Annotated in this window: 20 protein-coding genes and 1 pseudogene; 8 read left to right on the top strand and 13 right to left on the bottom strand. The window is 72.5% G+C overall.

From position 1 onward, the window contains the following. Window positions 1-126: 126 nt before the first annotated feature. The 4 genes from OG861_RS03445 to OG861_RS03460 form a co-directional block, all read right to left on the bottom strand. Window positions 127-1,062 (bottom strand): NADP-dependent oxidoreductase, encoded by a 936-nt coding sequence (locus tag OG861_RS03445; RefSeq protein WP_329200648.1) that lies wholly within the window; start codon window positions 1,060-1,062, stop codon window positions 127-129. A gap of 302 nt (window positions 1,063-1,364) precedes the next feature. After that, window positions 1,365-2,783, bottom strand: a complete 1,419-nt coding sequence (locus tag OG861_RS03450) for a cellulase family glycosylhydrolase (protein ID WP_330261203.1) — start codon at window positions 2,781-2,783, stop codon at window positions 1,365-1,367. A 158-nt stretch (window positions 2,784-2,941) separates the two neighbouring features. Then, on the bottom strand, window positions 2,942-3,838 hold the full coding sequence (locus OG861_RS03455; protein ID WP_329200644.1) for a hypothetical protein: 897 nt from the start codon (window positions 3,836-3,838) through the stop codon (window positions 2,942-2,944). After that, window positions 3,835-4,848, bottom strand: coding sequence for an SPFH domain-containing protein (locus OG861_RS03460; protein ID WP_330261204.1), 1,014 nt, complete (start codon window positions 4,846-4,848; stop codon window positions 3,835-3,837). The genes OG861_RS03455 and OG861_RS03460 overlap by 4 nt, the downstream gene beginning before the upstream one ends. A 383-nt stretch (window positions 4,849-5,231) precedes the next feature. Between OG861_RS03460 and OG861_RS03465 the strand changes: the two genes are divergently transcribed. From OG861_RS03465 to OG861_RS03480, 4 genes are all read left to right on the top strand, one after another. Beyond that, on the top strand, window positions 5,232-6,629 hold the full coding sequence (locus OG861_RS03465; protein ID WP_330261954.1) for an MFS transporter: 1,398 nt from the start codon (window positions 5,232-5,234) through the stop codon (window positions 6,627-6,629). Window positions 6,630-6,686: 57 nt separating this feature from the next. Beyond that, on the top strand, window positions 6,687-8,615 hold the full coding sequence (locus tag OG861_RS03470; RefSeq protein ID WP_329200638.1) for a helix-turn-helix domain-containing protein: 1,929 nt from the start codon (window positions 6,687-6,689) through the stop codon (window positions 8,613-8,615). Between the two features lie 52 nt (window positions 8,616-8,667). Next, the gene (locus OG861_RS03475) at window positions 8,668-9,585 is read left to right on the top strand and encodes a MurR/RpiR family transcriptional regulator (RefSeq protein WP_329200636.1); all 918 of its coding nucleotides are present in this window, start codon (window positions 8,668-8,670) and stop codon (window positions 9,583-9,585) included. Window positions 9,586-9,900: 315 nt separating this feature from the next. Beyond that, window positions 9,901-10,284: a hypothetical protein gene (locus OG861_RS03480; protein WP_329200634.1), complete on the top strand. Its 384-nt coding sequence runs from the start codon at window positions 9,901-9,903 to the stop codon at window positions 10,282-10,284. A gap of 24 nt (window positions 10,285-10,308) precedes the next feature. On the opposite strand, the gene OG861_RS03485 is transcribed toward OG861_RS03480, so the two are convergent. Further along, window positions 10,309-11,694: a sensor histidine kinase gene (locus OG861_RS03485; RefSeq protein ID WP_443064474.1), complete on the bottom strand. Its 1,386-nt coding sequence runs from the start codon at window positions 11,692-11,694 to the stop codon at window positions 10,309-10,311. A gap of 58 nt (window positions 11,695-11,752) precedes the next feature. Further along, the gene (locus OG861_RS03490) at window positions 11,753-12,430 is read right to left on the bottom strand and encodes a response regulator transcription factor (RefSeq protein WP_329200630.1); all 678 of its coding nucleotides are present in this window, start codon (window positions 12,428-12,430) and stop codon (window positions 11,753-11,755) included. A gap of 133 nt (window positions 12,431-12,563) precedes the next feature. Here OG861_RS03490 and OG861_RS03495 point away from each other — a divergent pair, with 133 nt between their 5' ends. After that, entirely contained in the window at window positions 12,564-13,184 is a 621-nt protein-coding gene (locus OG861_RS03495) for a hypothetical protein (protein WP_329200628.1), read from the top strand. Window positions 13,185-13,194: 10 nt separating this feature from the next. Here OG861_RS03495 and OG861_RS03500 read toward each other — a convergent pair whose 3' ends face one another. Together OG861_RS03500 and OG861_RS03505 are read right to left on the bottom strand one after the other, a co-directional pair. After that, window positions 13,195-14,820, bottom strand: a complete 1,626-nt coding sequence (locus OG861_RS03500; protein ID WP_330261206.1) for an AMP-binding protein — start codon at window positions 14,818-14,820, stop codon at window positions 13,195-13,197. A 111-nt stretch (window positions 14,821-14,931) separates the two neighbouring features. Next, the gene (locus OG861_RS03505) at window positions 14,932-17,214 is read right to left on the bottom strand and encodes a HelD family protein (protein ID WP_329200624.1); all 2,283 of its coding nucleotides are present in this window, start codon (window positions 17,212-17,214) and stop codon (window positions 14,932-14,934) included. A 246-nt stretch (window positions 17,215-17,460) separates the two neighbouring features. Between OG861_RS03505 and OG861_RS03510 the strand changes: the two genes are divergently transcribed. Both OG861_RS03510 and OG861_RS03515 read left to right on the top strand, forming a co-directional pair. Next, a complete protein-coding gene (locus OG861_RS03510) occupies window positions 17,461-17,802 on the top strand; it encodes a hypothetical protein (protein WP_330261207.1) in 342 nt (113 codons plus the stop codon). A 62-nt stretch (window positions 17,803-17,864) separates the two neighbouring features. Beyond that, the gene (locus OG861_RS03515) at window positions 17,865-18,677 is read left to right on the top strand and encodes a class I SAM-dependent methyltransferase (RefSeq protein WP_329200620.1); all 813 of its coding nucleotides are present in this window, start codon (window positions 17,865-17,867) and stop codon (window positions 18,675-18,677) included. A gap of 60 nt (window positions 18,678-18,737) precedes the next feature. Here the strand turns inward: OG861_RS03515 and OG861_RS03520 are convergent, their stop codons facing one another. Beyond that, window positions 18,738-20,177, bottom strand: coding sequence for a multicopper oxidase family protein (locus OG861_RS03520; RefSeq protein ID WP_329200618.1), 1,440 nt, complete (start codon window positions 20,175-20,177; stop codon window positions 18,738-18,740). Between the two features lie 447 nt (window positions 20,178-20,624). Here OG861_RS03520 and OG861_RS03525 point away from each other — a divergent pair, with 447 nt between their 5' ends. After that, window positions 20,625-21,128, top strand: coding sequence for a hypothetical protein (locus tag OG861_RS03525; protein WP_329200616.1), 504 nt, complete (start codon window positions 20,625-20,627; stop codon window positions 21,126-21,128). A 63-nt stretch (window positions 21,129-21,191) separates the two neighbouring features. Here OG861_RS03525 and OG861_RS03530 read toward each other — a convergent pair whose 3' ends face one another. The 4 genes and pseudogenes from OG861_RS03530 to OG861_RS03545 form a co-directional block, all read right to left on the bottom strand. Next, window positions 21,192-21,785, bottom strand: a complete 594-nt coding sequence (locus tag OG861_RS03530) for a TetR/AcrR family transcriptional regulator (protein WP_329200614.1) — start codon at window positions 21,783-21,785, stop codon at window positions 21,192-21,194. 70 nt (window positions 21,786-21,855) lie between these two features. Continuing rightward, window positions 21,856-22,449 carry a HutD/Ves family protein gene (locus OG861_RS03535; RefSeq protein WP_329200612.1) on the bottom strand — a complete coding sequence of 198 codons (594 nt, stop codon included), beginning with the start codon at window positions 22,447-22,449 and terminating at the stop codon, window positions 21,856-21,858. Between the two features lie 53 nt (window positions 22,450-22,502). Beyond that, a pseudogene (locus OG861_RS03540) lies at window positions 22,503-24,268 on the bottom strand (glycosyl hydrolase family 18 protein). A gap of 151 nt (window positions 24,269-24,419) precedes the next feature. After that, window positions 24,420-25,841 carry a VWA domain-containing protein gene (locus OG861_RS03545; protein ID WP_330261208.1) on the bottom strand — a complete coding sequence of 474 codons (1,422 nt, stop codon included), beginning with the start codon at window positions 25,839-25,841 and terminating at the stop codon, window positions 24,420-24,422. Window positions 25,842-25,890 lie beyond the last annotated feature (49 nt).

Below are 25,890 nucleotides of genomic sequence, written 5' to 3' on the forward strand. Positions count from 1 at the left end.
GGTTCGGGTTCGGGTTCGGGTTCGGGTTCGGGTTCGGGGCAAGTATCGTCCCTGGGCTGATCGGCCGTCCGGCAGGAGGCTCGGCCGGCCGAGGTCCCGAGGGTGACCGTACGGCAGCTCCCGACCTCAGGGGACGGTGATGACGACCTTGCCCCGGATGTGCTCGTCGGCGAAGTCGGCCACCGCCTGCACCGCGTCGCCGAACGCGTAGCGGGCACCGATCTCGACGCGCAGACTGCCGTCCGCGGCCCGGCTCGCGAGATCCTCCAGATCGCCCGGTTCCGGGACGAACGAGCCGATGTAGACCGGGGTCACGCCGCGGCCCAGGTCGTCCGGGCCGAACAGCGGGGACACCAGTCTGCCACCGGACCTGGCCGCCCGTGCACAGGCGGCCAGCCCCTCACCGCGGTTGACCAGGTCGACGACCACGTCGACTCCGTCCGGCACCAGCTTCAGCGTCTCTTCGACCACGTCGGACTGCCGGTAGTCGACGGTGTCCGCGGCACCGAGCTCGCGGACGTAGTCCGCGTCCTGGGCGGTGGCCGTGGCGATCACGCGGGCTCCGAGGGCGTGCGCGAGCTGTACGGCGTACAGACCGATTCCGCCGGTGGCCCCGATCACCAGCACGCTCTCACCCTCGGTCAGCCCCACCGCCCGCAGCAGGCACACCGCGGTCATGCCGGACTCGGGAATGGCGGCCGCACGGACGGCGTCCAGGTTCTGCGGCCGATGGGCCAGCCGCGGACCCGGCGTGGCCACGGTGTACTCCGCCACGGAACCCGCCTGTCCGACGAACCCGAGCACCCGGTCGCCGGGCGCGTACCCGCTGACGCCGGCCCCGGCCTCCACCACGGTTCCGGCGACGTCCATCCCGACGATCAGCGGGTGCTCGGTCGGAAAGAGGTCCTTCGCCGCCCCTGTGACCAGCATGAGATCGAGCGGATTGAGTGCAGCCGCTTCGACCTTGACCACGACCTCGTCCGGTCCCGCGGCCGGCTTCGGCAGCTCGGCGATGGTCAGGCGGTCGAGCGATTGGTAGCCGGTGGCGACGAGGGCTTTCACGGGCGATTCCCTGAACTGAGGCCGCACCGGAGCCGTACCGACGACGCACGGCACGGGCGGAGGCGGTCACTGTCTGCCGACGCCTCAGGACCGTGGGCCTGGAGACGGCACGCTGTCCGTTTCTACGGCACCGGACCCGCTCGCGGGTCGAGGCTGTCCGGACCGCCGCCGCGCGCGACACGTTCGGCGCAGTCCTCAGGAGGACGGTGTCCACCTCACCCGGGCCGGTCAACGCCGCGTCGCGGCGGCGGTGCTGGACCAGCTCGCGACGGAACCGGGCCCGCCGTGACCGCGCCGGTGGGCTACCTCGGGCCGATCGTGACCCGGTACGTGGTTCCGCTCCTCCCGTGGGTGCTCACGGTGACGGTCTGGCCGTGGCCGTCCCACTTGGCGTTGCGGCCCTGGACCGTGACGCGGTAGCCGTTCGGGTAGGTGTCCTTCGGCACGGTGATCTCGGTGGGTCCGGCGGCGTTGTCGCGGGTGCGGAAGGTGAGGGTGTAGGTGCGTGTGGCGGGGTCGTACGCGAAGCCGAGCGGGTCACCCGCGACGGCCCGCGCGTAGGGCTGGACGAGCAGCCGGGCGTTGGGCTTCACCGCGCCCGTCTGGTCGAGGAAGCAGTAGCCGCCGCCCCGGCACCACTGCCACCACGTCCAGCCGCTGGAGAAGCGGTCCAGGGAGGCCGTCATGTCGGTGACGAACCGGCTCGCGTGCGGAACGTACGGGTTGCCGCCCCACTCACCGACGATCACCGGCATGCGGTGACGGGCCGGGTAGTCGCCGATCGCGGCCTCGTAGGCCGCGATGAAGGTGCCGTCGGGGTCGTAGTCACCGCCGGTCTCCATCGCGGTCTCGTAGAAGTGCGGCGCGTACCCGGCGTGCGGGTCGTCGATGGTCCCCATCCGGGTGGGGACGCCGAGACCGACGATGACGGTGGGTTCGACGAACACCCACGACTTCCGGTCGACGAGACGGATCGCCCGCGCGAGGCGGTTCCACATCTCGGTGAGCTCGCCGGCCTCGAAGCGGGCCGCGGCGGCAGGGAGGTCTTCGCCCTCGAGGAACCGCGCGAACGGCTCGTTCATCAGGTCGTAGCCGAGCAGCGCGGGGTGCCCGCCCAGGGCGGAGGCGACCGTCGTCCACATGCGGGCGTGTGCGGTGCGGAGGTCGGCGTCCTTGTACAGGTGGTCGAAGGCGGCCTGTACGGACGGCTCGAAGTACTCGGAGAACCAGTCCTCGGGTATCGGCCGGAACGGCAGGCCCTCGTCGCGCGTGGCCCAGGCGGGCACGCCGCGGGAGCCGAAGTGCGGTCCGTACACGTCCTGGTGGGCATCGAGGACCACCTTGACGTGGTAGTGGTCGGCCCAGTCGAGGATGCGGCGCATCTTGGCGAGGTAGCCGCGGTCGTAGTGCCCGGGCGTCGGTTCGAGGTCGTCCCAGAAGAACGCCAGGCGCGCGAGGTTGAACCCCCGGGCGGCCATGTCCTTGAGGTCGCCCTCGTGGATGTCGGCGAACGCGTCGGCGCCCCGGCTGCTCTTGTCGGCGAGGTTGAAGCCGCGCCACTGCAGCGCGCGGCCCTGGCCGTCGGTGGTGAAGGTGCGGTCGCCGACGGTGACGCGGTCGGGGCCGCGCTCGGGGTGGGCCTGGGCCTGCGCGGGCAGGACGCCGAGCAGGAGGGCCGCCACGCCGAGGGCGACGGGGGCGAAGCGGGAGGTCCGGCGCATGCAGGAGACCCTTTCCAGCGCAGTCGTCTCTGACGATGTGTCACGTGCCGGACGGATGTTACTGACCGGTGAGGCAAGTTCCCATCGTTTCGCCGTAGTTGTTGAGGGGACTTGCTGCTTCGCGGACCTCCCTGCCACGAGGCCGGCCGGCGGGGTGCTCACGTCAGCAGGCGCAGCGCCGTCGCCGCGATGCCCAGTCGTACGCTCTGACCCCAGGTCAGCTGCAGGGCATCCGCCTCCATGCCGTCGCCGAAGACCACGATCCGGTCCGACTCCACCGTCAGCCGCAGCCCCTCGCGCTGGTCCAGATGGCCGCCGACCCTCGAGGTTCCGGTCGCGGGCGACGGCCAGGCTTCGCGGACGAACCACAGGAGCCGGCGGTCCGACGGTGCGGGCAGCTGCGCCGTCCTGCCGCGCTCCAGCCACAGGGAGCGCAGCCAGCCGGTGGCGCCGGTGCCGGTGCCGACGAGTACGCCGGAGGACGCCTGGGCCTCGCCCGGACCTTCTTCGCCATCGGGGCCCAGGCGGTAGCGGGCCGTCTGGTGGCCGGGCGAGCCCAGGTAGATCTCGTTCAGCGCGAGGAGGCGCTGGGTGTCGTCGGCGACCGCCTCGACCATGGTCAGGTCTTCCGTCGGTCCCCCGCCGACTGCGGCGCGCAGGAGGGCGGCCGTGTCGGTGCAGCGGTGACGGACCAGCACTCCGGGGTTGCGTCCCGGGTCAGTGTCGATGCCGATCACAGGCTGTCCGGCGAGGTACTTCGCGGTGTTGGCGACCAGGCCGTCCTGTCCGACCACGACCACCACGTCCTGCGGCGCGAACAGGAAGCGGTCCAGGTCCGCCCGTTCCACCTGGGAGCTGCGCCAGGTGAGCGGTACCGCCGCCGCCACCTCGCACAGCGCCTGCCGGGTCCGGTGGTGGCGGCCGACCACGTCGTCGATCGAGCGCCCCCGGCTGGAGAGGAAGAACGCCGCCTGCCCGTGCGTCCCGTGCCGATCGATCAGCTCCTCGTACTCGGTCCTGCGGTGCACGAGCACCGCCCGGGGTGCCAGGCTCACGCGTCCGCCCCGGTGTCCGGGCGCCCGAGCCTGGTGAGGAGGCCGGTGAGGACGTCCGGAGTGAGCGTGATGCTCTCGACGCGCGGCAGGTTCTCCGCCAGCCGGGTCGCCGCCAGGGCGTACAGCGTGCCCGCGCCGGCCTCGTCGTGCACCTGCAGCCAGGAAGCCTGGGCCTCGGCCCGTGCCGACCCGGTCTCGCGCGCCGCTGCGGCGTCCGCCTGGGCCAGACGGACCTTGCGCGCCGCCTCGGCCTCGGTCCGTACGCTGTCGGCCGCCGCCTTCTCCCGCGCCTCGCGACGGGAGTTGACGCCCCGCTGCTCGATCAGCTGCTCCTCGCGCCGGGCCAGTTCGATCTGACTGGCCAGCTCGTTCTCGGCGATCGCACGCTCCCGCTCGACGGCGACGGCCCGCCGTTCGTAGGTGGCCCGGTCCGCCTCCTGCTGGATCTGCTCGCGGGCCGGTGTGCGCAGGGCGCGCTCCACCTCGGCCTCGGGCCGGATCGCGACGACGCGTACGGCCACCACGTCGATGCCGGTGTCCGGGAGCCGGGGCTCGGCGGCGAGACCGGCGGCGACGCTCTGCCGTACGGAGGCGACGCCGTCCACCAGGGCCACGGCCAGCGGGGTCCGGGCCAGCACGTCCAGCGTGTGCTGCTGCGCGGTCTCGGTGAGGAGGGTGGAGATCTGCTCCAGGGGCGCGCCGCGCCAGCTGCCGCTGTCCGGATCCACGGAGAAATCGAGCCGGTCCGCCGCCGCGGCCGGGTCGCTGATCCGGTAGGTGACGGTGGCCTGCACGGTGACGTCCTGGAAGTCGGCCGTACGGGCGTGGAACGCCATGGCCAGCTCCCGGTCGTCGACGGGCACTTCGGACAGTGCCGCCGACAGCGACCGGTACCAGAAGCTGAGCCCCCGGCCGTCGTGAACGAGGCGGCCGCGCTTGTGGTGGCGGATGTGGGCGGTGGGCGAGGAGCGCAGGTGCCGCCAGCCGAAGCGACGGGTGATGTCGGCCATGGTGAGAACCTCCTTGATTTCGTCATCATGACGATAAGCGGCTGGCTTGCATATCGTCAAGAGGACGAAAAGGCCCCTTCCCGGACGGGATCCGTGGCGAGGAGGCGGCCGACGGCTGACGTCGGAGTTCAACGCTGTGTAGTCGGCACCGAACCAGCACGGGAGTCGGCACCGGCCCTCTCAAACGGGCGGAATTCTGCAAATCTGCCGCTATGCGCAGGGATTTCCACGGAGGGGGGAAATGAGCCGGCCGTGGGCGTGTGGTGATCCGGCACACAGAATGGCTCGCGATTGTGAGTGTCTGCCACATATGCCGCTGACCTGGGGACTTCTACGTTGTGGCCACACCCGACGTCCCCGCAGACACCCTGGAAGTGGTGCACATGGCCTCCCCCGCAGCGAGCAGAACCAGCCCGTCCGGCCTACGCAGGATCGTCGCCGCGAGCCTCATCGGGACCACCATCGAGTGGTACGACTTCTTCCTGTACGGCAGCGCCGCCGCCCTGGTGTTCAACAAGCTGTTCTTCCCGACCGCCGACCCCCTCACCGGGACGCTGATCGCCTTCATCACCTACGCCATCGGCTTCCTGGCCCGCCCCCTCGGCGGGGTCGTCTTCGGGCACTTCGGGGACAAGGTCGGGCGCAAGAAGCTGCTCGTGCTCAGCCTGCTGCTGATGGGCGGCGCCACCTTCGCGATGGGGCTGCTGCCGACCTACGCGGGCATCGGCGTCGGGGCACCGGTGCTGCTGACGGTGCTCCGGCTGGTGCAGGGGTTCGCGCTGGGCGGCGAGTGGGGCGGCGCCGTGCTGATCGTCTCCGAGCACGGCGGCGACGAACACCGGGGGTTCTGGGCCTCGTGGCCGCAGTCCGGCGCGCCCGGCGGCAACCTGCTCGCCACCGGGGTGCTGGCGCTGCTGGCGTCGGTGCAGTCGGAGGAGGCCTTCCTCGCGTGGGGGTGGCGCATCCCGTTCCTGTTGTCGGGCGTGCTGGTGGTGGCGGGTCTGTGGATCCGGATGTCCGTCGCGGAGTCGCCGGTCTTCCTCGCCGCTCAGGCCCGGGCCCGGCAGGAGGAGGGCGCGGGCAAGGAGAAGGCGCCCGTGGTCGAGGTGTTCCGCAGGAGCTGGCGCGAGGTGCTGACGGCCATCGGTACCCGGTTCGGGGAGAACATCTCGTACTACGTCCTCACCTCGTTCCTGCTCGTCTACGTCACCACCCACCTCGGCCTGCCCAAGAGCAGCGCGCTGAACGCCGTACTGATCGGTTCGGCCGTCCACTTCGTCGCCATCCCCGCCTGGGGCGCGCTGTCGGACCGGATCGGCCGCCGGCCGGTGACACTGATCGGCTCGGTGGGCATGGCCGTCTGGGCGTTCGCCTTCTTCGCCCTGGTCGACTCGCGGTCGTTCACGGTGACCACGGTGGCGGTCACTGCGGGTCTGCTGCTGCACGGGGCGATGTACGGGCCGCAAGCCGCCTTCATCTCGGAGATGTTCGACACCGGCGTCCGCTACTCCGGCGCCTCCATGGGCTCCCAGCTCGCCTCGATCGTGGCGGGGGCGCTGGCCCCGGTCATCGCCGTCGAGCTGCTCAAGGACTACGGCTCGTCCCTCCCGGTCTCCGTCTACCTCTGCGGCGCCGCCGTGGTCACCACCGTCACGGTGGCGTTCGCGAAGGAGACCCGCGGCCGGAACCTGGCGGCGATCGGCCACGGCGCATCCGCACCCGCCCCTGCCGCGGGGCCGCGGGCCGCCGCCCGGGCGGCCCGGCCGTCCGACGCGGCCTGACCGCGGAGCCGGGGAATCCGGCCTCCCCCTCGGAGGCCTTCCGGAAGGGCTGTCAGCATGGGCCGCGTGAATGACGCCTCCAGCCCCCGCCCCCTCCCCGACAACCCGGTGGCGGCCGCGCTCCGCACGCTGCTCGGCCTGCTGGCCGAGGGGGCGCCGGCCGAGCGGTTCGCGGCGGCCGCCGGGGAGGTCCGTACCGGGGGCGCCGACCCGGCGGAGCTCGCCTTCGTCGAGGACGCCACGCGCGTCGCGCTGGACATCAGACGGACCCTCGGTCAGCACCGGCGCAGGGAGGCGGAGTTGACCGCCTTGTTCGACACGGCCGGGGATCTCGCCGCCCTGCGCGACCTGGACGCCGTACTGCGGGCGATCGTCCGCAGGGCGAGGACCCTGCTGGGCACCGACGTCGCCTACCTGACCCTCAACGACCCCGCGGCGGGCGACACGTTCATGCGCGTCACGGACGGCTCGGTCTCCGCCGCGTTCCAGCAGCTGCGCCTCGGCATGGGCGAGGGGCTCGGCGGTCTCGTGGCGCAGACGGCCCGGCCCTACGCCTCCAGCGACTACGGCTCGGACGGCCGGTTCAAGCACACCGCGGCCATCGACCGGGGCGTCGGCGAGGAGGGGCTGCGGGGCATCCTCGGCGTCCCGCTCCGCGTGGGGACGCGGGTGATCGGCGTGCTGTACGCGGCCGACCGCGCCGTCCGGGCCTTCGCCCCCGACGCGGTCGCACTGCTGTCCTCGCTCGCCGACCACGCCGCCGTGGCCATCGACGGCGCCCGGCTGCTGGAGGAGACCCGGGCGGCGCTCGTCGAGCTGGGCGGGGCCAACGAGACGATCCGTGCCCACAGCGAAGCGATGCGCCTGGCCACCGAAACCCACGACCGGCTCACCGACCTCGTCCTGCGCGGCGGTGACGTGGGCGATCTCGCGCGGGACGTCGCGGGGCTGCTCGGCGGCGGCATCGTGGTCCACGACGCCGACGGCACCGAACTGGCCCGGGTCCGCGCCGATCCCCTCGCCGCACCCCTGCGGGGGGTGGCGGACTCCCGCAGCGGCGGGCGCGCGGTCGCCGTGGACGGCGTCTGGGTGTGGGCGGTCATGGCGGGCGCCGAACTCCTCGGAAGCGTCGCCCTGACCGGCCGGCCCGGTCTCACCGACTCCGAACGGCGCCTGTTCGAGCGGGCCGGCCTGGTCACCGCCCTGCTGCTGCTGTTGCGGCGTTCCATAGCGGAGGCCGAGGACCGGGTGCGCGGCGAACTGCTCAGCGACCTGCTGACACCGGAGGGGGCGGGCCGGGTCCACGACGGGGCGAGCCGGCGGATACGGGCCCGTCGGCTGGGCCTGGACCTGTCCCGGCCGCATGCCGTGCTGGTGCTCCAGTGCGATCCGCGGCTACGGGGCCGCCTGGCGTCGGAGACGGCCCGCCGGGCCCGCGCCGCCCAGGGGTTGTCGGGCGTGCACCAGGGGCTCGTCGTCATGGTGGTCCCGGCGCCGCGCCCGGGGGACCTGGCCCGCTCGCTCGCCGCCGAGCTGGGGCTCGCGGCCGGCGCCCCGGTGACGGTGGGCGCCGCCGGGCCCGCGGAGCGGCCGGGCGCGTTGCCCGCCGTGTACGCGGAGGCGCTGCGGTGCGTGGAGGCCCTGCACGCGCTCGGGCAGTCCGGCCAGGGCGCCGGCCTCGCCGACCTGGGGTTCCTCGGCGTGCTGCTCGGCGACCGCGCCGATGTGAGCGGCTACGTCGAGCGGGTGCTGGGCCCCGTCATCGCGTACGACGCCCAGCGCGGGACCGATCTCGTCCGTACGCTGGACGCCTACTTCGCCCATGGCGCGAGCCTGTCCAAGGCGAAGGAGGCCCTGCACGTCCACGTCAATACGGTGGTGCAGCGGCTGGACCGGATCCGCCGCCTCCTGGGTGACGACTGGAACGCCCCGGCTGCGGCGCTGGAGCTCCAGCTGGCCCTGCGTCTGTACCGTCTGACCTCGTGACTCCCCGGTGAGCTATGTTTGATCACGAGTGGCATGAGAAGGAGGCCCGTCGGTGTCATCGGGGCAGCAGGAACGCGCTCAGGCGGCCGCCATCACGCCTGGCGGACAGGCCGCGGAGCACGAGCGTGCCCCCGCCGACCGGGTCCGGGCGCTGTTCGACGGGCACCCCCTGTCCCCCGGTCAGCGGCGGATCGCCCAGTATCTGATCGACCACCTCACCGAGGCCGCGTTCCTGTCGATCACCGAACTCGCGGAACGGGTCGGGGTGAGCCAGCCCTCCGTGACCCGCTTCGCGGCGTCGCTGGGTTTCAGCGGCTATCCCGCCCTGCGCGAGGTGTTGCAGCCGATCGCGCTGAACGCGGTGGCCGGCCATCAGGAGAGCCGGGAGCAGATCCGTCACAACGAGCTCCAGGCGGCGGTGGACGCGGAGATCGAGAACCTGGAGAACGTGCGCAGGCTGCTGGCCGACACCGACCGGATCCTGGACATCGGCCGTGACCTGGCCCAGTCGGTCCCCCTCACCGTGCTCGGTCTGCGCATCTCCGTCTCCCTCGCGGAGTACTTCGCCTACGCGGCCCGGCGCATCCACCCCGACGTGCGCCTGGTGACGAGCGGTGGCAGCGTCGCCTACGACGCGCTGCTCCAGGCCCGTGCGGCGGGCGGCACCTGGGTGCTGGCCTTCGCCATGCCCCGGCACGCGAAGGAGACCCTCGCCGCGGTGCGGACGGCCCGCAGCGCCGGTCTGCGCGTCGTGCTGATCACCGATCCGACGCTGGGTCCCCTGGTGGAGGAGGCGGACGTGGTACTCACCGCGGGCACCGGATCGCGGCTGGTGTTCGACTCCTACGCGGCGCCCGGGGTGTTGTCGGCGGCCCTGCTGCAGGCCATGGCGGATGCGGACCCGGAGCGGACGCAGGTGCGCCTCGAAGGGTACGAGCAGGCCGCTGACCTGCACGGATTCTTCCTCTAGCGCGGAAGCGGGCGCTCCTTTTCCGGATAGGAACGTTCACGCGAGAGCCGCATGAATTTTTTCATACGCTTGCTTACTCGACGGTATATATGTTTACTGAGGCGCGGCCGGAATCCACCAGATGCCGGGGAGAGCGACCCCACGCCCTCCCGAGCGAGCACCCAGCAGCGAGCGACTCCTCCTCACGCCCGCTTCCGGGTACCCGATCCGGGCTTTCGGATCCCGTAGACCGCCGTGGCGGCCTCGATCAACCCCTGGGTCGAGGCCGCCCACCCCCTCTCGATCAGAGTTCGACACCACTCGGAAGCGACGAGAATGCCCCAGACGGCCTCTGTCACCCTCAGCCCGGACTGGCCCTGTCAGGTCAAGGCCCCCGGAAGTCACGACTGGGAACGCACCGCCATCCGCTGGCTGCGCGACTTGCTGCCGGCCCGGTACGCGGCGTACTCGACGTTCAACCGCCATCCCGTCCTCCTCACCCGGCACGCGCGCATCCAGCTCCAGCACGAGATACGCGCCGTGCGGGTGGCCCTGGAAACCTGCCGGGCCGAGCTGCCCTCCCTGGGCGTCGCCGAGTCCGTCATCGAGAACACCATCCGGATGTACGCCGTCGAACTCGACCAACTCGCCCGTCTGGCCCGGGGCGTCCGCCTGATCACCGACGCGCTCCTCGTCAACGGCGCACCCCGCCGGCGCTAGGCGGTCTCTTTCGGATCTTGCGGGTCAGGCAAGATCCGAAAGAGACCGCCTAGGCGTCCGCGGCAGCGTCGCCACCAGGCGGGCGCCGCCCCCGGGGGCGTCGTGGACCCAGAGGGAGCCGCCCAGCCCGGAGGCGATGTCGCGGGCTATCGCCAGGCCCAGGCCCGACCCTCCCTCGTCCCGGCTGCGGGCGTCATCGAGCCGGGTGAAGCGTTCGAAGACCCGTTCCCGGTCCGCCTCCGCGATGCCGGGCCCGTCGTCGGACACCTCCAGCACCGCGACGCCGCGCTGCTCGTCCACCCGTAGGGACAGCGACACCCGCCCCGCGGCGTGACGTTGCGCGTTGTCCAGCAGGTTCCTGACGAGCCGGGACAGCCACAGGGTGCTGCCGCGCACGGTCACCCCCGGCGCGAGCTCCGCCTCCACCGGGACCCGGTCGCCCCCGCGCGGGCGCGCCGCCTCCCGGGCGACCGCGGTGAAGTCGACCGGGGCGGCCGGAGCCGGCTCGGCGGTGTCCAGGCGCGCCAGCAGGAGCAGGTCCGCCGCCAGGTCCTGCAGCCGGACCGTGTCCTCCAGCGCGCCGCCGACCAACTCGCCCCACGAGACGGGGTCGGGGTGCGCCTGCGCGACCTCCAGTTGGGTACGGAGCACCGTGATGGGGCTGCGCAGTTCGTGCGAGGCGTCCGCGATGAACTGCCGCTGCCGGATCCCTGCGGCTTCGAGCCGGTCCAGGGCCGCGTTCACCGTCACCGCCAGCCGGGCCACCTCGTCCTGGCTCGGCGGCACGGGCACCCGGCGGTGCAGGTCGCGCTCGCCGATCTCCGCCATCTCCGCGCGGATCGCCTCGACGGGCCGCAGTGCCCAGCCGGTCACGCGCCAGGTGACGAGGGCCACGGTCAGGACGAGCAGCGGCACCATGACCGCCAGCGCGGCGGTGATCATGTCCCCGGCGGCGTCGGCCTGCCGCAGCGAGGTGCCCGCGTAGACGGTGACCAGCCCCGACGCGGTGGCGGTGGTGACCTGTACGACGCGCTGGCGGTGCTCCTCGCGCACCGGACGGCCGTTCCACGTGTCGCGGACCGTTCCGGGCCGTGCGGGGCGGACCCCGGACAGGGCGGGACGCCCCACCAGGTTGGGGCTCGCCGCCAGCACCCGGCCCCCGGCGTCCACCACCTGGAGGAAGTCCGTTCCCCGCCCGGCGGCCAGCACGGGGTCCAGCCGGCCTCCCGCCGCCATCCCCGCGGTGGCCACCGCCTGCCGCTCCGCGTCGGCCTGGGCACTGCGCACCAGGTTGCCGTGGAGCAGTCCGAGCAGCGCGAAGGAGGCCGCCCCGAGGGCGACGGCGACCACGGCGGACGCCCCGAGCGTCGCCCGGGCGCGTACGGAACGGGGCCGCGGGCCGCCCGCCAGGAGCCGGCGCAGCGCAAGGGCCCGCGCGCGCAGCCCGGCGCCGGGGCGGGACGTCCGCTCAGCCACCGTCGGCCGCCAGCCGGTAACCGGCGCCGCGCACCGTCTCCACCGCGGCCCGCCCGAAGGGTGCGTCGATCTTCCGTCGCAGGGCGCTGACGTGCACCTCCACGACGTTCAGGTCACCGTCGTAGGCGGCGTCCCACACGTTCTCCAGGATCTCGCGCTTGGGCACCACCTCCCCGGCCCGCCGGGCCAGGTACTCCAGGACGGCGAACTCCCGCGAGGTCAGGCGCACTTCGGCCCGGCCTCGCGTACACCGCTGCGCGGCCGGGTCGACCACCAGGTCACCGAAGGTCATCGTGTGCGGGCGGCGGCGGCCGGTGCGCCGGACCAGCGCGCGCAGCCGGGCCACGAGGACGACGTAGGAGAACGGCTTGGACAGGAAGTCGTCCGCGCCGGTGTCCAGGGCTTCGGCCTCGTCGTACTCGCCGTCCTTCGCGGTGAGCATCAAGATCCCCGACTCGCAGCCCGCCGCGCGCAGCCGGGCACAGACCCGGTAGCCGTTCAGGCCCGGAAGCATGATGTCGAGCACGATGGCGTCGTAGTCGTGCTCGGCGGCCAGCCACAGCCCTCGGGTGCCGTCGTGGGCGACGTCCACCGTGAACCCTTCGGCTCCGAGCCCCCGCTGCAGGGCGGCGGCCAGCCGCCGCTCGTCCTCGACCACCAGTACGCGCATGGGGTCAAGGTTCGCAGGTCGCCCCGCGCGGTTGCTGAAGAGGTCTTCAGCTCGCTTCAGCGCAGCTTCAGGATGCGCGGCGCACGATCTGCCCTGCCGGGCGGAGCGCCCGGAGTACGCGAGGAGCACTCACATGACCCAGTCCACTCCCCAGCCTTCCGACGACCGGCCCGCGGACGCCGGTGAGGCGAAAGCGGTGCCGGCGGACGCCTCGCCGGCCGGCCGTCGCGGCAGGCTCGTCCGGCTGACCCGGCAGGGGCGTACGCGTGGGGTGGCCCTCGGGCTGGTGGTGCTGGTCGGCGGCGCGGCGGCGGCCGTGGCGGTCGCGGAGCACCGGCACGAGGAGCGGGAGGGGCACGCGTCCTTCGCCCGGGAGCACGGCCGGGGTGACGGTCCGAAGGCCGGCCGGGCGCAGGCGGGGCCCCACGCCGACGGCCCGAGGGGAGGCCGCGGCACGGAAGACGGCGCACCCGGGTGGCGGCGGCCGGGCCGGGAAGGCGGCGGCGCGAAGCCGGCCGCTCCCGCGCCGCTGCCCTCGCTGCCCGCCACCCAGGCCGTGGACAAGGCGGCGGGAGCCGTGTCGGGCGGCAAGGTGGAGTCGCTGCGCGTGGTCGTGGAACAGGGCGGGGCGAGCGCGTGGGACGCCGTGGTCCTCGGCCCGGACGGGGTCAGGCACGACGTCACCCTCTCCGGGAGCGACGGCACGGTGACGGGCAACTCGGTGCGGGAAAAGGGCCCGAAGGCCCCTCGCTGACGCTGCCCGCTCAGTCGGTCGCGAGGAGGCGGGTGGCCGCCTCGCGCATCTCGACCTTGCGGATCTTTCCGGTGACGGTCATCGGGAACTCGTCCACGACGTGGACGTAGCGCGGGATCTTGAAGTGTGCGAGGCGGCCCCCGCAGTACGCGCGGACGGCTTCGGCGGTCAGCGGCTCTGCGCCTTCGCGCATCCGGACCCACGCCATCAGCTCCTCACCGTACTTCGCGTCGGGGACGCCGATGACCTGGACGTCCAGGACGTCCGGGTGTCCGTGGAGGAACTCCTCGATCTCGCGCGGGTAGATGTTCTCGCCGCCGCGGATCACCATGTCCTTGATCCGGCCGGTGATGCTCAGGTAGCCGTCCTCGTCCATGACGGCCAGGTCGCCGGTGTGCATCCAGCGTGCCGCGTCGACGGCTTCGGCGGTCCGCTCGGGCTCGCCCCAGTAGCCGAGCATGACGGAGTAGCCCCGGGTGCACAGTTCGCCCGGCTCCCCGCGCGGGACGGTCCGCCCGGAGGACGGATCGACCACCTTGACCTCCAGGTGGGGGCCGACACGGCCCACGGTCGACACCCGGCGTCCGACGGAGTCGTCCGCGCGGGTCTGCGTCGACACCGGTGAGGTCTCCGTCATGCCGTAGCAGATGGAGACCTCCGTCATGCCCATCTTGTCGATGACCTCCTTCATCACCTCGACGGGGCACGGGGAGCCGGCCATGATGCCGGTCCGGAGGCTGGAGAGGTCGTACGCGGCGAAGCCGGGGTCGGCGAGTTCGGCGATGAACATCGTCGGCACGCCGTACAGCGAGGTGCACGACTCGGCCTCCACGGCCGCCAGGGTGGCCGCGGGGTCGAACGAGGGCGCCGGGATGACGAGCGCCGCGCCGTGGCTCGTACAGGCCAGAGCGCCCATCACCATCCCGAAGCAATGGTAGAAGGGAACGGGGACGCAGACCCGGTCCTGCTCGGTGTAGTGGCACAACTCCCCGACGAAGAACCCGTTGTTGAGGATGTTGTGGTGGGACAGCGTCGCCCCCTTGGGGAAGCCGGTGGTCCCGGAGGTGTACTGGATGTTGATGGGGTCGTCGGGGCTCAGCGCCGCCCGCGCCCGCTCCAGTCGGGCCGCATCGCCCTGCCGGCCGCGCTCCAGCAGGGAGGCCCACAGGTCGCCTTCCAGCAGGACGACGTGCTCCAGCTCCGGGCAGCGCGGGCGCACCTCCTCGATCATGGCCGCGTAGTCGGAGGTCTTGAACCGGTCGGCGGCGGCGAGCAGCCGGATCCCCGACTGCCGCAGCACGTACTCCAACTCGTGCGAGCGGTAGGCGGGGTTCACCGTGACCAGGATCGCCCCGATCTTGGCGGTCGCGTACTGGACCAGCGTCCATTCGGGGCGGTTGGGCGCCCAGATGCCGACCCGGTCGCCCTTGGTGATGCCGAGGTCCAGCAGGCCGAGGGCGAGCGCGTCGACGTCCGCCGCCAGTTCGGCGTAGGTCCAGCGGCGTCCGGTGGCCATGTCGACGAGGGCGTCGCGCTCGGGGAACCTGCGCGCGGTGCGGTCCAGGTTCTCGCCGATCGTGTCGCCGAGCAGCGGCACTTCGTGGACCCCGTACGCGTAGCTGGACTCTGCGGACACACGGCCTCCTGTAACCAGTGGTGCGGGCGGGCCCGGTGGGCCGGCGCCCTCCTATGATCACCGCGCGGGGCCGTCGGGGCCAGGGCCCGGACTCCCCCGGGGGCGTCCGCCTCACATCGGCAGCAGCTGCTCCCCCAGTTCCTCGGGGAGGGGCCCGGTGTGGAGGACACCGAGGGACTGCGTCGCGCGGGTCAGCGCCACGTACAGGTCGCTCGGCGCGATGTCCGCCGGCTCCACGACGAGCACCGTGTCGAACTCCAGCCCCTTGGCCTGGCGCGGGTCGAGGAGCACGACCTCGTGGGTGAGGTCCGGTTCCGCACCGGCCCGTACGCCGGGCAGCGCCGCGGCCAGGGCCTCGTGCAGCGGGCGCGGGGCGATGACCGCGAGGCGGCCCTCCGCCGGGGTGCCGGCGCGCACCGCCCCGGCGACCGCGGCGGGGAGGTCGTCCGCCGCCCGCGACCACGGACGCACGCCCGTGGACCGCACCGAGCGGGGCGGCTCGAAGCCGGGGTGGCGGGCGCGGAGCACGGCGGAGGCGACGTCCATGACTTCTGCGGGCGTACGGTAGTTCACGCCGAGCCGCACCAGCTCCCAGCGGTTGCCGACGTACGGGGCGAGGATGCGCTTCCAGGAGCCGCAGCCCGCCTCGTCACCCGTCTGCGCGGGATCCCCGACCAGGGTCATGGAGCGGGTCGGGCAGCGCCGCATCAGCAGCCGCCACGCCATCGCGGACAGCTCCTGGGCCTCGTCGACGATGACGTGGCCGAAGGCCCAGGTACGGTCGGCGGCCGCGCGCTCGGCGGCGCTGCGGTGGTCGGCCTCCTCGTGCCGCTCGGCCATGCGCTCCGCGTCGATGATGTCGTGCGCGGCCAGGTACTCGTTCTCGGTGTCCTCGAACTCGTAGGACTCCGAGCCCTGCGAGAGGTCCAGGACGCCCTGCGCGTACGCGATGCGCTCCAGCCGTTCCCGCTCCTCGGCGGCGCGCCGCGCGCTGTCGTCCTCGCCGAGCAGTTCGGCGGCCTCGTCGAGCAGCGGGATGTCCGCGGGTGTCCAGCCGGTCTCCGTCGCGGGCCGCCGGATCAACTCGGCGTCGGCGGCGTCCAGGTACGTGGGGTCCGCCAGGAAGTCGGTGACCAGTTGTTCGGGGGTGAGGGGCGGCCAGAGGGTGTCGATGGCCGCGTGCACCTCGGGGCTGGTGGCGATCTCCTTGCCGAGCTGGGCGATGTCGTCGGGTCCCAGCAGGTTGGGTCCGCCGTACGGGTCCGCGCCGAGCCGGTCGGCGAGCTGCTCGGTGAGCGCGTCGATGACGCGGAACGCGAAGTAGGGCCGCGCCAGGTTGTGCGGGAGCCCGGTGCCGCGGGCCCGGTCGCGGGCCTCGTGGGCCATCGTCCGGTCCAGGAGCAGAGTCCCGTAGTCGTCGTGGTCGATCTCCAGGGCCGGTTCGGGGACCACGGAGGTGTCCTCGCCGCTGCCCGCCGGGACGGTCTCCGGCAGCGCCTGCCGGTCGCCGACTACCCGGGCGAGTACCCCGGCCATCGCCGCGCGGCCCTTCACGGCCGCGGCGCCGGGGCGGTCGGTGCGGGTGGCGTGCACGCCGGGGAAGAGCTCGCCGACCGTGGCGAGGAGCACGCCCGTCTCGCCGAGGGAGGGCAGGACCTCGCCGATGTAGCCGAGGAACGCCGGGTTGGGGCCGACGATCAGCACACCGCGCTTGGCGAGGAGCTCGCGGTACGCGTACAGGAGGTAGGCGGCGCGGTGCAGGGCGACCGCGGTCTTGCCGGTGCCGGGGCCCCCTTCCACCACGAGGACGCCGGCGTGCGGGGAGCGGATGATCCGGTCCTGCTCGGCCTGGATGGTCTCGACGATGTCGTGCATCCGCCCGGTCCGGGCGGCGTCGAGGGCGGCGAGCAGGACGGCGTCCGCGTCGGCCCCTTCGTGGCCGGTGCGTTCGGTGTCGGTGAGGTCCAGGATCTCGTCGTGCAGTGCGGTGACCTCACGGCCCCGGGTGGTGAGGTGGCGGCGCCGGCGCAGTCCCATGGGGGTGTGGCCGGTGGCGAGGTAGAAGGGGCGGGCGACCTCGGCCCGCCAGTCGAGGACGAGGGGGGTGCGGTCCTGGTCGTCCTGCCTGATTCCGATGCGGCCGATGTGGTGGTCCCGGCCGTCGGAGAACTCCAGCCGGCCGAAACACAGGCCGTTCTCCCCGGAGTTCAGAGCGGAAAGCAGCCCCGACTGCTCGGCGACCAGCACATCGCGCTCCAGGCGCGCCTGCAACCCGCTTCCCGGTTCCGCGAGCGCGCTCCGGACGGCGCGTTCGGCCTGGTCACGCAGGTCGTCGAGGCGTGCGTAGAGCCCGGTGATGAATTGCTGCTCATTCCGGAATTCCTCGGTTGACAATTCCACTCCTGACGCGATACAGTGTCCACGTAAAGCTGCTTCACGTTTCCCCTTGCAGTGCCATATGGGTCTACGTGAAACAACCAATATACGCAGAGAATCACCCCGGCCGCCATTGAGGTCCGGGGTTTTTTGTTGTGGGCTCCCCGCTCCCGTCCGCCCCGGCCGCCCCACTAGGGTGGGACGGCCGAAGTACCGAGAGATGCCGGGCCGCGGTGTGGCCGCGTGGCAGGAGATGGAGCCCCCATGGACGTTCAGCACTTCACGCGGATCACCGCGTTCATCGAGGCGCGCCTCACCCCGCTGTTCGCCGCCGAAACCGGCAGCGAGAACGGCTTCGCGATGGACGACACCTCCCGGGCCCTGCGCGCCCTGCGCAACGCGGTGCTGGAGGCGTCCGCGGTCAAGGGCCTCATCGAGAAGCGGGCCGGGGCCGAGCCCGCCGTCCGCCGCGTCATCGACCAGTCGGTGGAACACCACTGGGACGTTCTGCGCGGCATCGCCCGTCAGTGGGAGGACCACCCCGACTTCGCCCGGGAGTTCAAGCGTCACGCCTGGGAACTCGACGGGGTGCCCGCCGCGGGCTGACCTCGCGCCCGACACAGTCCGTCCTGACGCCCTGCGGGCACGCGGTGCGCCATCGTGGTCGTATGACGGAGCAGAGGTTCGACGTCTGGGCCGCGGGAGAAGCCTACGAAAGGTACATGGGGCGCTGGAGCCGCCTCGTGGCCGACCGGTTCGTGGACTGGCTGGGCGTCGCGGAGGGCGCGGTGTGGCTGGACGCCGGCTGCGGCACGGGCGCCCTGACCTCCTCGGTGGCCCGGCGGGCCCGCCCGCGCCTGGTCGTGGGCGCCGACCGTTCCGCCGGCTTCCTCACGGCGGCGCGCGCCGCCGTGGCGCCGCCGGCCCGGTTCGTGCTCGCCGACGCGCTCTCGCTGCCCGTGCGCGACGCAGCCTTCGACGCCGTGGTGAGCGCCCTCGTCCTCAACTTCCTCCCCGCACCGGGCGCCGCGGTCGCCGAGGCGGCGCGTGCGGCGCGCCCGGGCGGGCTCGTCGCCTGTTACGTGTGGGACTACGCCGAGGGCATGGAACTCCTGTACCGCTTCTGGGAAGCGGCCGCGCCAATGGATCCGGCAGCGGCCGCCGTCGACGAGCGCCGCCGCTTCCCGCTGTGCCGCCCGGAGGAACTGCGCGCGCTGTGGACGGCGGCGGGGCTGGACGGCGTGCACGTCGCCCCGATCGGGGTGAGGGCCGAGTTCGCCTCGTTCGCCGACCTGTGGGAGCCGTTCCTGGCCGGCCAGGGACCCGCCCCCGGCTACGTGGCGGCCCTCGCCCCGCCCGAGCGGGAGCGGCTGCGCACGGCCCTGCGCGCTGCGTTGCCGTCCCGGCCGGACGGCTCCCTCACGCTGGGTGTGCGCGCCTGGGCCGTCCTGGGCCGCAAGGCGTCCTCCGGCGCGGCCTGAACGGCCGCGCCGGGTCACCGCGCCGAGCGACCGTGCCGAGCGGCAGCGACCGCGTCCGGGTCAGGAGATGCGCATGTTCGCCATCATGCCCATCGCCCCGTGGTCGAACAGGTGGCAGTGGTAGACGTACGTGCCCCGGTACCCGGTGAAGGTCGCCTGGATCTTCACCGTCTCGCCCGGCTTCAGCGGCACGGTGTCCTTGAGCCCGGTCTCCGGGCCTTCGGTCACCGCCTGGCCGTTGCGTTCCAGCACCCGGAACTGCACCAGGTGCATGTGGAAGTTGTGCGGCGCGTACTGGTTGGCGTTGCGGACGGTCCAGATCTCGGTCGCACCGTAGGCGATCTCGGTGTCGATCCGGTTCATGTCGTACGTCTTGCCGTTGATGTACGCCATGCTGCTCGGGGCGCCGGTCTCGTCCATCCGCATCTCGAAGCTGCGGTCGACGGTGGCGGTGGGCAGCGGCGGGAGCGTCCTGAGCTGCGCCGGGACCACGCTGTCGTCGCGCGCGGAACGGGTGACGCGGAACTGGAGGACCGCCCCGATCTCGTTGGCCGGCTCGTCACGGTCGATGTGCTTGTTGCGGAGCTCGATGGTGGTGCCGACGGGGTAGCGGGAGAAGTCGATGACGACGTCGGCCCGCTCGCCCGGGGAGATGGACACCGTGTCGGTGCGGTACGGGGCGGTCAGCAGGCCGCCGTCGGTGCCGATCAGCACGAGCTCCGAGTCGTCCGCGAGGCTCAGGCCGAAGAACCGCTGGTTGGCGGTGTTGGTGAAGCGCAGCCGGTACTTGCGCGCCGCGACCTCGAAGTAGGGCCAGGCCTTTCCGTTGGCGAGGATGACGTTGCGGTGCCGGAAGTCGCCCATTTCGTAGACCAGTTCACCGGTGTCGGTGAAGCGGGCGTCGCGCAGCGAGACGGGGATGTCGTAGCTGCCGGACGGCAGGCCCAGCCGGCGTTCCGTGTCGTCGGTGAGGATGTAGGTGCCCGTCATGCCGCGGAAGACGTTCTCCGACTCCATGTGGTGGGCGTGGTCGTGGAACCAGAGGTTCGCGTGCGGCTGGGTGTTGGGGTACGTGTAGGTCTTGGTGCCGCCCTTGGCCGCGATGAGGTCCATCGGGGAACCGTCGCTGTCCTGCGGGACGTGGGCGCCGTGGAGGTGGATCGAGGTGGGCACGTCCAGCGAGTTGGTCTGCTTGACCACGACCCGGCGGCCCGACTCGGCCTTGATGACGGGGCCGGGGAAGGAGCCGTTGAAGGTGCGCAGCTTGGTGGTCAGTCCCGGCACGACCTCCTTGGAGGCTTCCTTCAAGGACATCCGGTAGTAGCTGGTGGTGCTCGTGGTGAGGTACGGCTGGAGCACCGGCGCCAGCGGCATCCGCTGCGTGAACTTCGCGATGCCGGCCGGGTCGAGCTCGGCTCCGGCGGCGCGCGGCTCGTCCGCGGCGGCGTTCACGACCGGCAGCAGCATGCCACCGGTTCCGATGATGCTGGTGGCGGCCACGCCTGCCCGGACGACGGTCCTACGACTGATCACTGTTCCCCCGAGGGTGCTGCCCCGGCGACTGACGCGCCGGCGGGTTGACATGTAGGCGGTAGCGGATGGGGCAAGTGTGCGAGTGGCCGGTCGTGACTCGCTCGTGTGCCGCACAAGCCCCGTCCGACCCGGGGCGAACTCCCGCCAAGTGGCGCCATCCGGCCAAATCCTTGGCATGGGCCTGACATTTCAAGACCCCTGTGCGACCTTCCGTGAACGTGCACGTGACCGTGTGCGCGAACGCGTGCGTGACCGACCGCACCGGTCCTCCGGGCGGTCTCCGGTCCAGGCGCGAAAGCTCTCTCCCCCGGCCGTCCCCGGGTACCCCCCACCCGCGGCGGCCGGACGCACTGTGGCGCGGCCCTCCGGGCCCCGCCCGTACACCCCCACAGGTACGTGGCAAGGAGGAGCGACATGAGGAAGTTCCCGACCTGGCCGGGCGTCACCGCGCTGGTCGCCGCGGTGGTCCTCGGCGGATCCACGACGGCTCTGGCCCTCGGCCCCACCGCCGACCAGAAGGTGGACGGCGTCATCGTCGTCTCGGGCAACACCTGCAGCTGGACGAACGCCCCCACCAGCGCCGTCCCGCCCGGCGCCCTGACCGTCGACCGGAGCGGCATCAACGCCCCCGGCGGCAATCTGTCCTGCGGGGGCGGCATCACCGCCTCCCTCAACAACAACCCGGCGTTCACCTTCGACGACGCGAGCGGTGTCGCGAGGACGGACGCCATCGACATCAACGGCAAGATGAGCTTCATCTCCTGCCGGTTCAAGGCGACCAACATCGTGTGGAACCGTGACGGCTCCACACGCCGGTACGTGAACCAGGCCTTCACGGCGACCAAGGTCTCGGGCAGTTTCCTGTGTCCGGGCTCGGTGACCACGGCCGCCGGCGACGCCTCCATGCTGTTCCACTGAAACGTGCGGCCTTGCTGACCGGATGCGCGCTCCGGGCCCCAGTGGCCCGAGGCGCGCATCACCTCACTGCGGGCGCAGGGAGCGCCAGATGCTGTCGGGCAGCAGCTTGGCGGCCTCGTCCAGGTCGATCTCGTACGTGCTGGACAGCCAGCGCCGGGCGGTCTCCGCGACCGGCCCCATGACCAGCACCTCGATCACCGGACCGGGCATCGTGGCGATCTCGCCCTTCGCCACGCGGGCACCGAACCACTGCGCCATCGGCTGGAGCATGACGGACTTCGCGGCGGAGATCTCCTCGGCGTGGACGGCGAGGTAGCCGGAGTAGGCCGAGGCGTGCAGGAAGAGCGCGGCGTCCCGGTGTTCCTCGGTGAAGCGCAGGTACGACCGGACCAGCGCGCGGACGCCGGTGCGTGCCGTCCGCGTGCGGAGCAGGGCGGCGATCATCTGCTCGAACAGCTCGCCCATGCAGCGGGTGTAGAGGGCGGCCGCGAGGCCGTCGAAGCTGCCGAAGTGGTGGTACAGGCTGCCGAGGCTCACCCCGCTGGCCTTGGTGACGGCGTTGACGGTGAAACCCTGCTGTCCGGCCTCCGCGTACACCCGCAGCGCGGAGTTCAGGACCAGGTCGACAGTGGCCTGGCCACGCTGTTGCTTCACCATGCGGGTCAGCGTAGAACAGAAACCGGCCCGCACCGTCCCCGCAAATCCGCCCCGTTCCGGCATGCGGTCATCAGGGGTGCGGGGTCAGCCGGACCACGGCCGTGTGGCCGTCGGCGCGGAGCGCGCGGTTGCCCGGACCGGTGACCAAGGCGGCGTCGTAGGGGCCCAGCCGGTGGGAGCCGCCGAGCAACGCCGGAGCGTCCAGTGCCACGACCAGCAGGGTCGCGCGGGGCGGTACGGCGAGCACCACATCGCCGCGTACGACGGCGACTTCGGCCTCCACGGCCTCCCTGCGGTACATCACGTTGAAGTTCACGACGGGCCCCCCGAGGAGCCGGCACTGCGTGGGCCGGTCGCCGGGGAAGCGCTGCGGGGCGAAGCGTTCGTCCACGAGGCGTCGTACGCCACCGATCGTCAGGTCCATGCCCGCGCCTTCGGCGAGGGTGAGCGTGCGGTCCACTCCGGGAAACGCGGAGAACGGCCCGTCGGCGCTCACGTCGGCGAGGCTGGCCCGCCAGAGGAACTCCTCCATGCCGGCGCCCTCGGGCCGGACGGCGATCTCCCTGGTGACTCCGCCGCCGTTCTTCCAAGGAGCCGCCGGCCGGCCGGCCGCGCGCAGCACGCGCACCCCGTCGTCCGTGCCGTTGGTGGTGCCGTCCGTCATGTCGCCGCCCTTCCGGGCCCGGGTACGCACCCGGGCCCGGCCGAGACTAGCCGTCAGGGCTGCGGGCCCACCACGAGGTCGTCCGCGTGGACCGCGCCCTGTCCGTACCAGCCGTGCAGGTAGACGGTGACCGCACCGGAGGCGCCGGTGGTGAACGGCACGTCCAGCTCGGTCCAGCCGGCCGAGCTGGTCCACGTGCTGCCGTTGGCCCCGCCGCGCACGCCGAGGTAGGCGTAGCTGCCCTGGACCCAGCCGCTGAGGGTGTAGGCGGTGTGGGGCGCGAGGGTCAGGGTCTGCGTGCACTCGCCGCTCTGCGCGGAGGTCGGCGAGGCCTTGAGGGCGTACGCACCCCCGTGCACGGGGGTGGTGACGACGGCGCCCCCGCTCTCGCAGGTCCACGGCGCGAGAGAGCCGCTCTCCAGGCCGCCGTTGACCAGTGCCCCACTGTCGCCGCCCGGTCCGGGGACGGTCAGGGTGAAGCCGGTCGAGTGGACGAGCCGGCCCCCGGTGGCGGTCACGGTCAGCGGGTAGCGGCCGGGCGCGGCCGAGGCGCCGACGGCGACCGTCAACCGGGCGGAGCCGCCCGCCGTGACGGTGGCGGGGCTGAGGGTGGCGGTCACCCCGCGGCGGGGGCTCCGGTGACGGTCAGGGTGAGGGGCTGTGCGGCGCCGGAGACGACGGCCGTGGCGACCGTCGCGGTGGCCGTGGCGCCGGGGGCGACGGAAGCCGACCCCGGGGTGACCGACAGGGAGAAGTCGTCCACGACGGGTCCGCCGCCGCCCGTGAAGGGGGCGAACGTGTGGGTGAAGTACCACGGGTCCTGGGCGATGCCCGAGCAGGTGTCGGATCCCCCGGTCCCGGGGCAGCCGCCGTTGTCGCGCTGGAGGGCCCAGAAGGAGAGGGTGTTGATGCCCTTGGCCGTGGCCCAGTCGTAGACGGCCGTCGCGTCGGCGGTGGTGAACGTCTCGGCCGGGCCGTAGTCGTCGATGCCGGGCATCTCGGTGACGCCGATCATCCCCCAGAGCTGGGCGGGGGTCTTGCCCGGGTAGAGGGTGGCGAGCTGGTCGTGAAGGCCTTCGGCGGCAGTGCGGGTGTCGTCGGCCATGTGGTGCGTGGCGCCGTCGTAGTAGTCGAAGGTCATGAGGTTGACGACGTCGACCTGCGCGCCCGCCGTCTTTGCGCTCTTGAGCACGGCCAGGCCACTGCTCGCCAGGCCGCTCGTGGTCGTGGGAAGGGTGTAGGAGACCTGGAGGGGGCGTCCGCCCGCGGCGGCCCAGTCCTGCACCTTCTTGATCGCCTGGTTGCGGCGGTCGATGCCCGCCTTGTTGGTCAGCGAGTTGTCCTCGATGTCCATGTCCAGGCGGGTGATGTCGTAGGTGGTGATGACCTTCTCGTACGCGGCCGCGATGGAGTCCACGTTGGTGCAGCTGTCGGCGATCTCGGTCCCGCCGTTGTCGGCCGCGTAGCCGCCGAACGAGGGGATGACGTCCCCGCCGCGCGAACGGATCGTGGCGAAGTCGGCGCCGAAGACGGACGCGGAGACGGGCTGTGCGGTACTCCCGTTCCAGTACGGGGTGCAGGAACCCTTGGCCTCGGTCTGCACGAACCCCATGGTCAGGTACTTCGCGCCGGACTTCTGCGCGAGGTCGGCGGGGCTGTCCGAGGAGTACGCCTCGAAGTACGGGGCGAACACGTGGGCCGGCAGTGGCGTCGCCGCGTGCGCGGCGCCACTGCCCGCTCCGAGCACCAGGCCGGCCGAAGCGGCGAGGGTGGCGAAGGCGGCGAGTAAGGAGTGAACGGGGCGTGGACGTCGTCTCATCGAAGCTCCCGGTGGGGCGCGAGCGAACGGGCGGACGCCCCATGATTGGTCTGGACCAGCCGGACGGTCAAGGGTCCAGACCAATCGGAACGCTCACGCGGCGACGGCAACTCCACTGCGTGGGCCAGGGGGTTGACGGCAAGTGGCCCGGTCAGCGCAGGATGCCCGCCTCTCGGGCGGCGCGGATCCAGGACGGGAACTCCGACAACAGGCGGTCGTAGAGTTCCGGGTCGGAGATCCGGTCGATGTCGTCCACGGCGAAGAAGCCGACGTTGTCGACACGGCGTCCGGGCATGGTGTCGAACCGTTCCAGCACGCCGAACCCGGCCCTGCCGAGGCCGACGAACTGCCAGAACACGGGCTCCTCGACGGCCGCGCGGAGCTCCCGCTCGATCTCGTCGTTGCGGTAGACACCGCCGTCGGAGAAGAACAGGACGAGGGTGGGGGCGGGGACCGGATGGTCGCGTACGTAGGCGCGCACCTCGGCGATGACCCGCTGCTCCTCGTTCTGGAAGCCGACCGCACGCATGTCGACCTGACCCGGGAGCAGTCCCTTGGCCGGCTTGTTCCGGCCGAAGAGGCTCATCTGGCCGACCCGCACGTGCAGGCGCAGCCATTCGGGGAGCCCGGCGATCGTGAGGTCGGGCAGCCGGGCGGGATGGGTGGCGAAGGTCCAGGCCTGCATCTCGCCGTCGTCGTCGAGCTGCGCCGCGACGGCGGCCATCCGTTCCACCACCCCGGCCACCGTGCCGCGCGAGTACAGGGTGGACATCGAGCCCGACGCGTCGAGCACGAGGATGACCCGGGCGCTGACTCCGGCGGCGCCGCTCTTGGTCAGGCTGACGGCCACCTGCTGCTTGCGCAGGGAGAGGCGCTCGCGCATCTCGGTGGGCAGCTGCTCCTCGCCCTTGACCATCCGGACGGCGGCCGCGCGCACGGGCTCGCGCGCGGGGGCCGGCATCGGGGCCGGCGCCGGTGTCGGTGCGGGAGCGGAAGCGGGAGCCGGTGCCGGTGCGGGAGCCGGTGCGGGAGCCGGTGCGGGAGCCGGTGCGGGCGGTTGATCGTCCACGGTGATGCCGAAGTCGGTCGCCAGTCCGGCCAGACCGCTCGCGTACCCCTGCCCGACCGCCCGGAACTTCCAGGCGCCCGCGCGCCGGTAGAGCTCGCCGCTGATGTACGCCGTCTCGGTGTCGGCGGTCATGTCGAAGCGGGCGAGCTCGGCCCCGGACGCCGCGTCGAGCAGCCGCAGGTGCAGCCCCGGGACCCGGCCGAAGCTGCCGCCGTCGGCGGAGGCACACAGGACGACCCGCTCGATCTCCGGCTCCAGGGCGGCCAGATCGACGTCGAGCGCGTCCGCGCCGGGCTGTTTACCGAGGTGGCGTACGGAGCCCGAGGCGTGCCGCGGCTGGTTGCAGAAGACGAAGTCGCCGTCGGAGCGGACCCGCCCACCGCCCGTCAGCAGGAGTGCCGACGCGTCCACGTCCGGTACCCCGGGCCCGGCCGACCAGCCGAGCACGGCTCTGACGGAGGATGACCCGACGGGCAGGTTGGCGCCTTTGCTCAATATCGTCACGGCGCACAGTCTGCCCCTCCGCCCCGGCGGGGCGGAACGTCCGCGCGGG

The organism is Streptomyces sp. NBC_00539 (genome assembly GCF_036346105.1).
Classification (GTDB): domain Bacteria; phylum Actinomycetota; class Actinomycetes; order Streptomycetales; family Streptomycetaceae; genus Streptomyces.

Coding starts and splice junctions, on each gene's coding strand:
- OG861_RS03530 (WP_329200614.1), bottom strand. CDS start 21,785: ATGGTGAAGCAACAGCGTGGCCAGGCCACTGTCGACCTGGTCCTGAAC.
- OG861_RS03535 (WP_329200612.1), bottom strand. CDS start 22,449: ATGACGGACGGCACCACCAACGGCACGGACGACGGGGTGCGCGTGCTG.
- OG861_RS03510 (WP_330261207.1), top strand. CDS start 17,461: ATGGACGTTCAGCACTTCACGCGGATCACCGCGTTCATCGAGGCGCGC.
- OG861_RS03495 (WP_329200628.1), top strand. CDS start 12,564: ATGACCCAGTCCACTCCCCAGCCTTCCGACGACCGGCCCGCGGACGCC.
- OG861_RS03525 (WP_329200616.1), top strand. CDS start 20,625: ATGAGGAAGTTCCCGACCTGGCCGGGCGTCACCGCGCTGGTCGCCGCG.
- OG861_RS03465 (WP_330261954.1), top strand. CDS start 5,232: ATGGCCTCCCCCGCAGCGAGCAGAACCAGCCCGTCCGGCCTACGCAGG.
- OG861_RS03515 (WP_329200620.1), top strand. CDS start 17,865: ATGACGGAGCAGAGGTTCGACGTCTGGGCCGCGGGAGAAGCCTACGAA.
- OG861_RS03490 (WP_329200630.1), bottom strand. CDS start 12,430: ATGCGCGTACTGGTGGTCGAGGACGAGCGGCGGCTGGCCGCCGCCCTG.
- OG861_RS03470 (WP_329200638.1), top strand. CDS start 6,687: ATGGGCCGCGTGAATGACGCCTCCAGCCCCCGCCCCCTCCCCGACAAC.
- OG861_RS03480 (WP_329200634.1), top strand. CDS start 9,901: ATGCCCCAGACGGCCTCTGTCACCCTCAGCCCGGACTGGCCCTGTCAG.
- OG861_RS03460 (WP_330261204.1), bottom strand. CDS start 4,848: ATGGCCGACATCACCCGTCGCTTCGGCTGGCGGCACCTGCGCTCCTCG.
- OG861_RS03450 (WP_330261203.1), bottom strand. CDS start 2,783: ATGCGCCGGACCTCCCGCTTCGCCCCCGTCGCCCTCGGCGTGGCGGCC.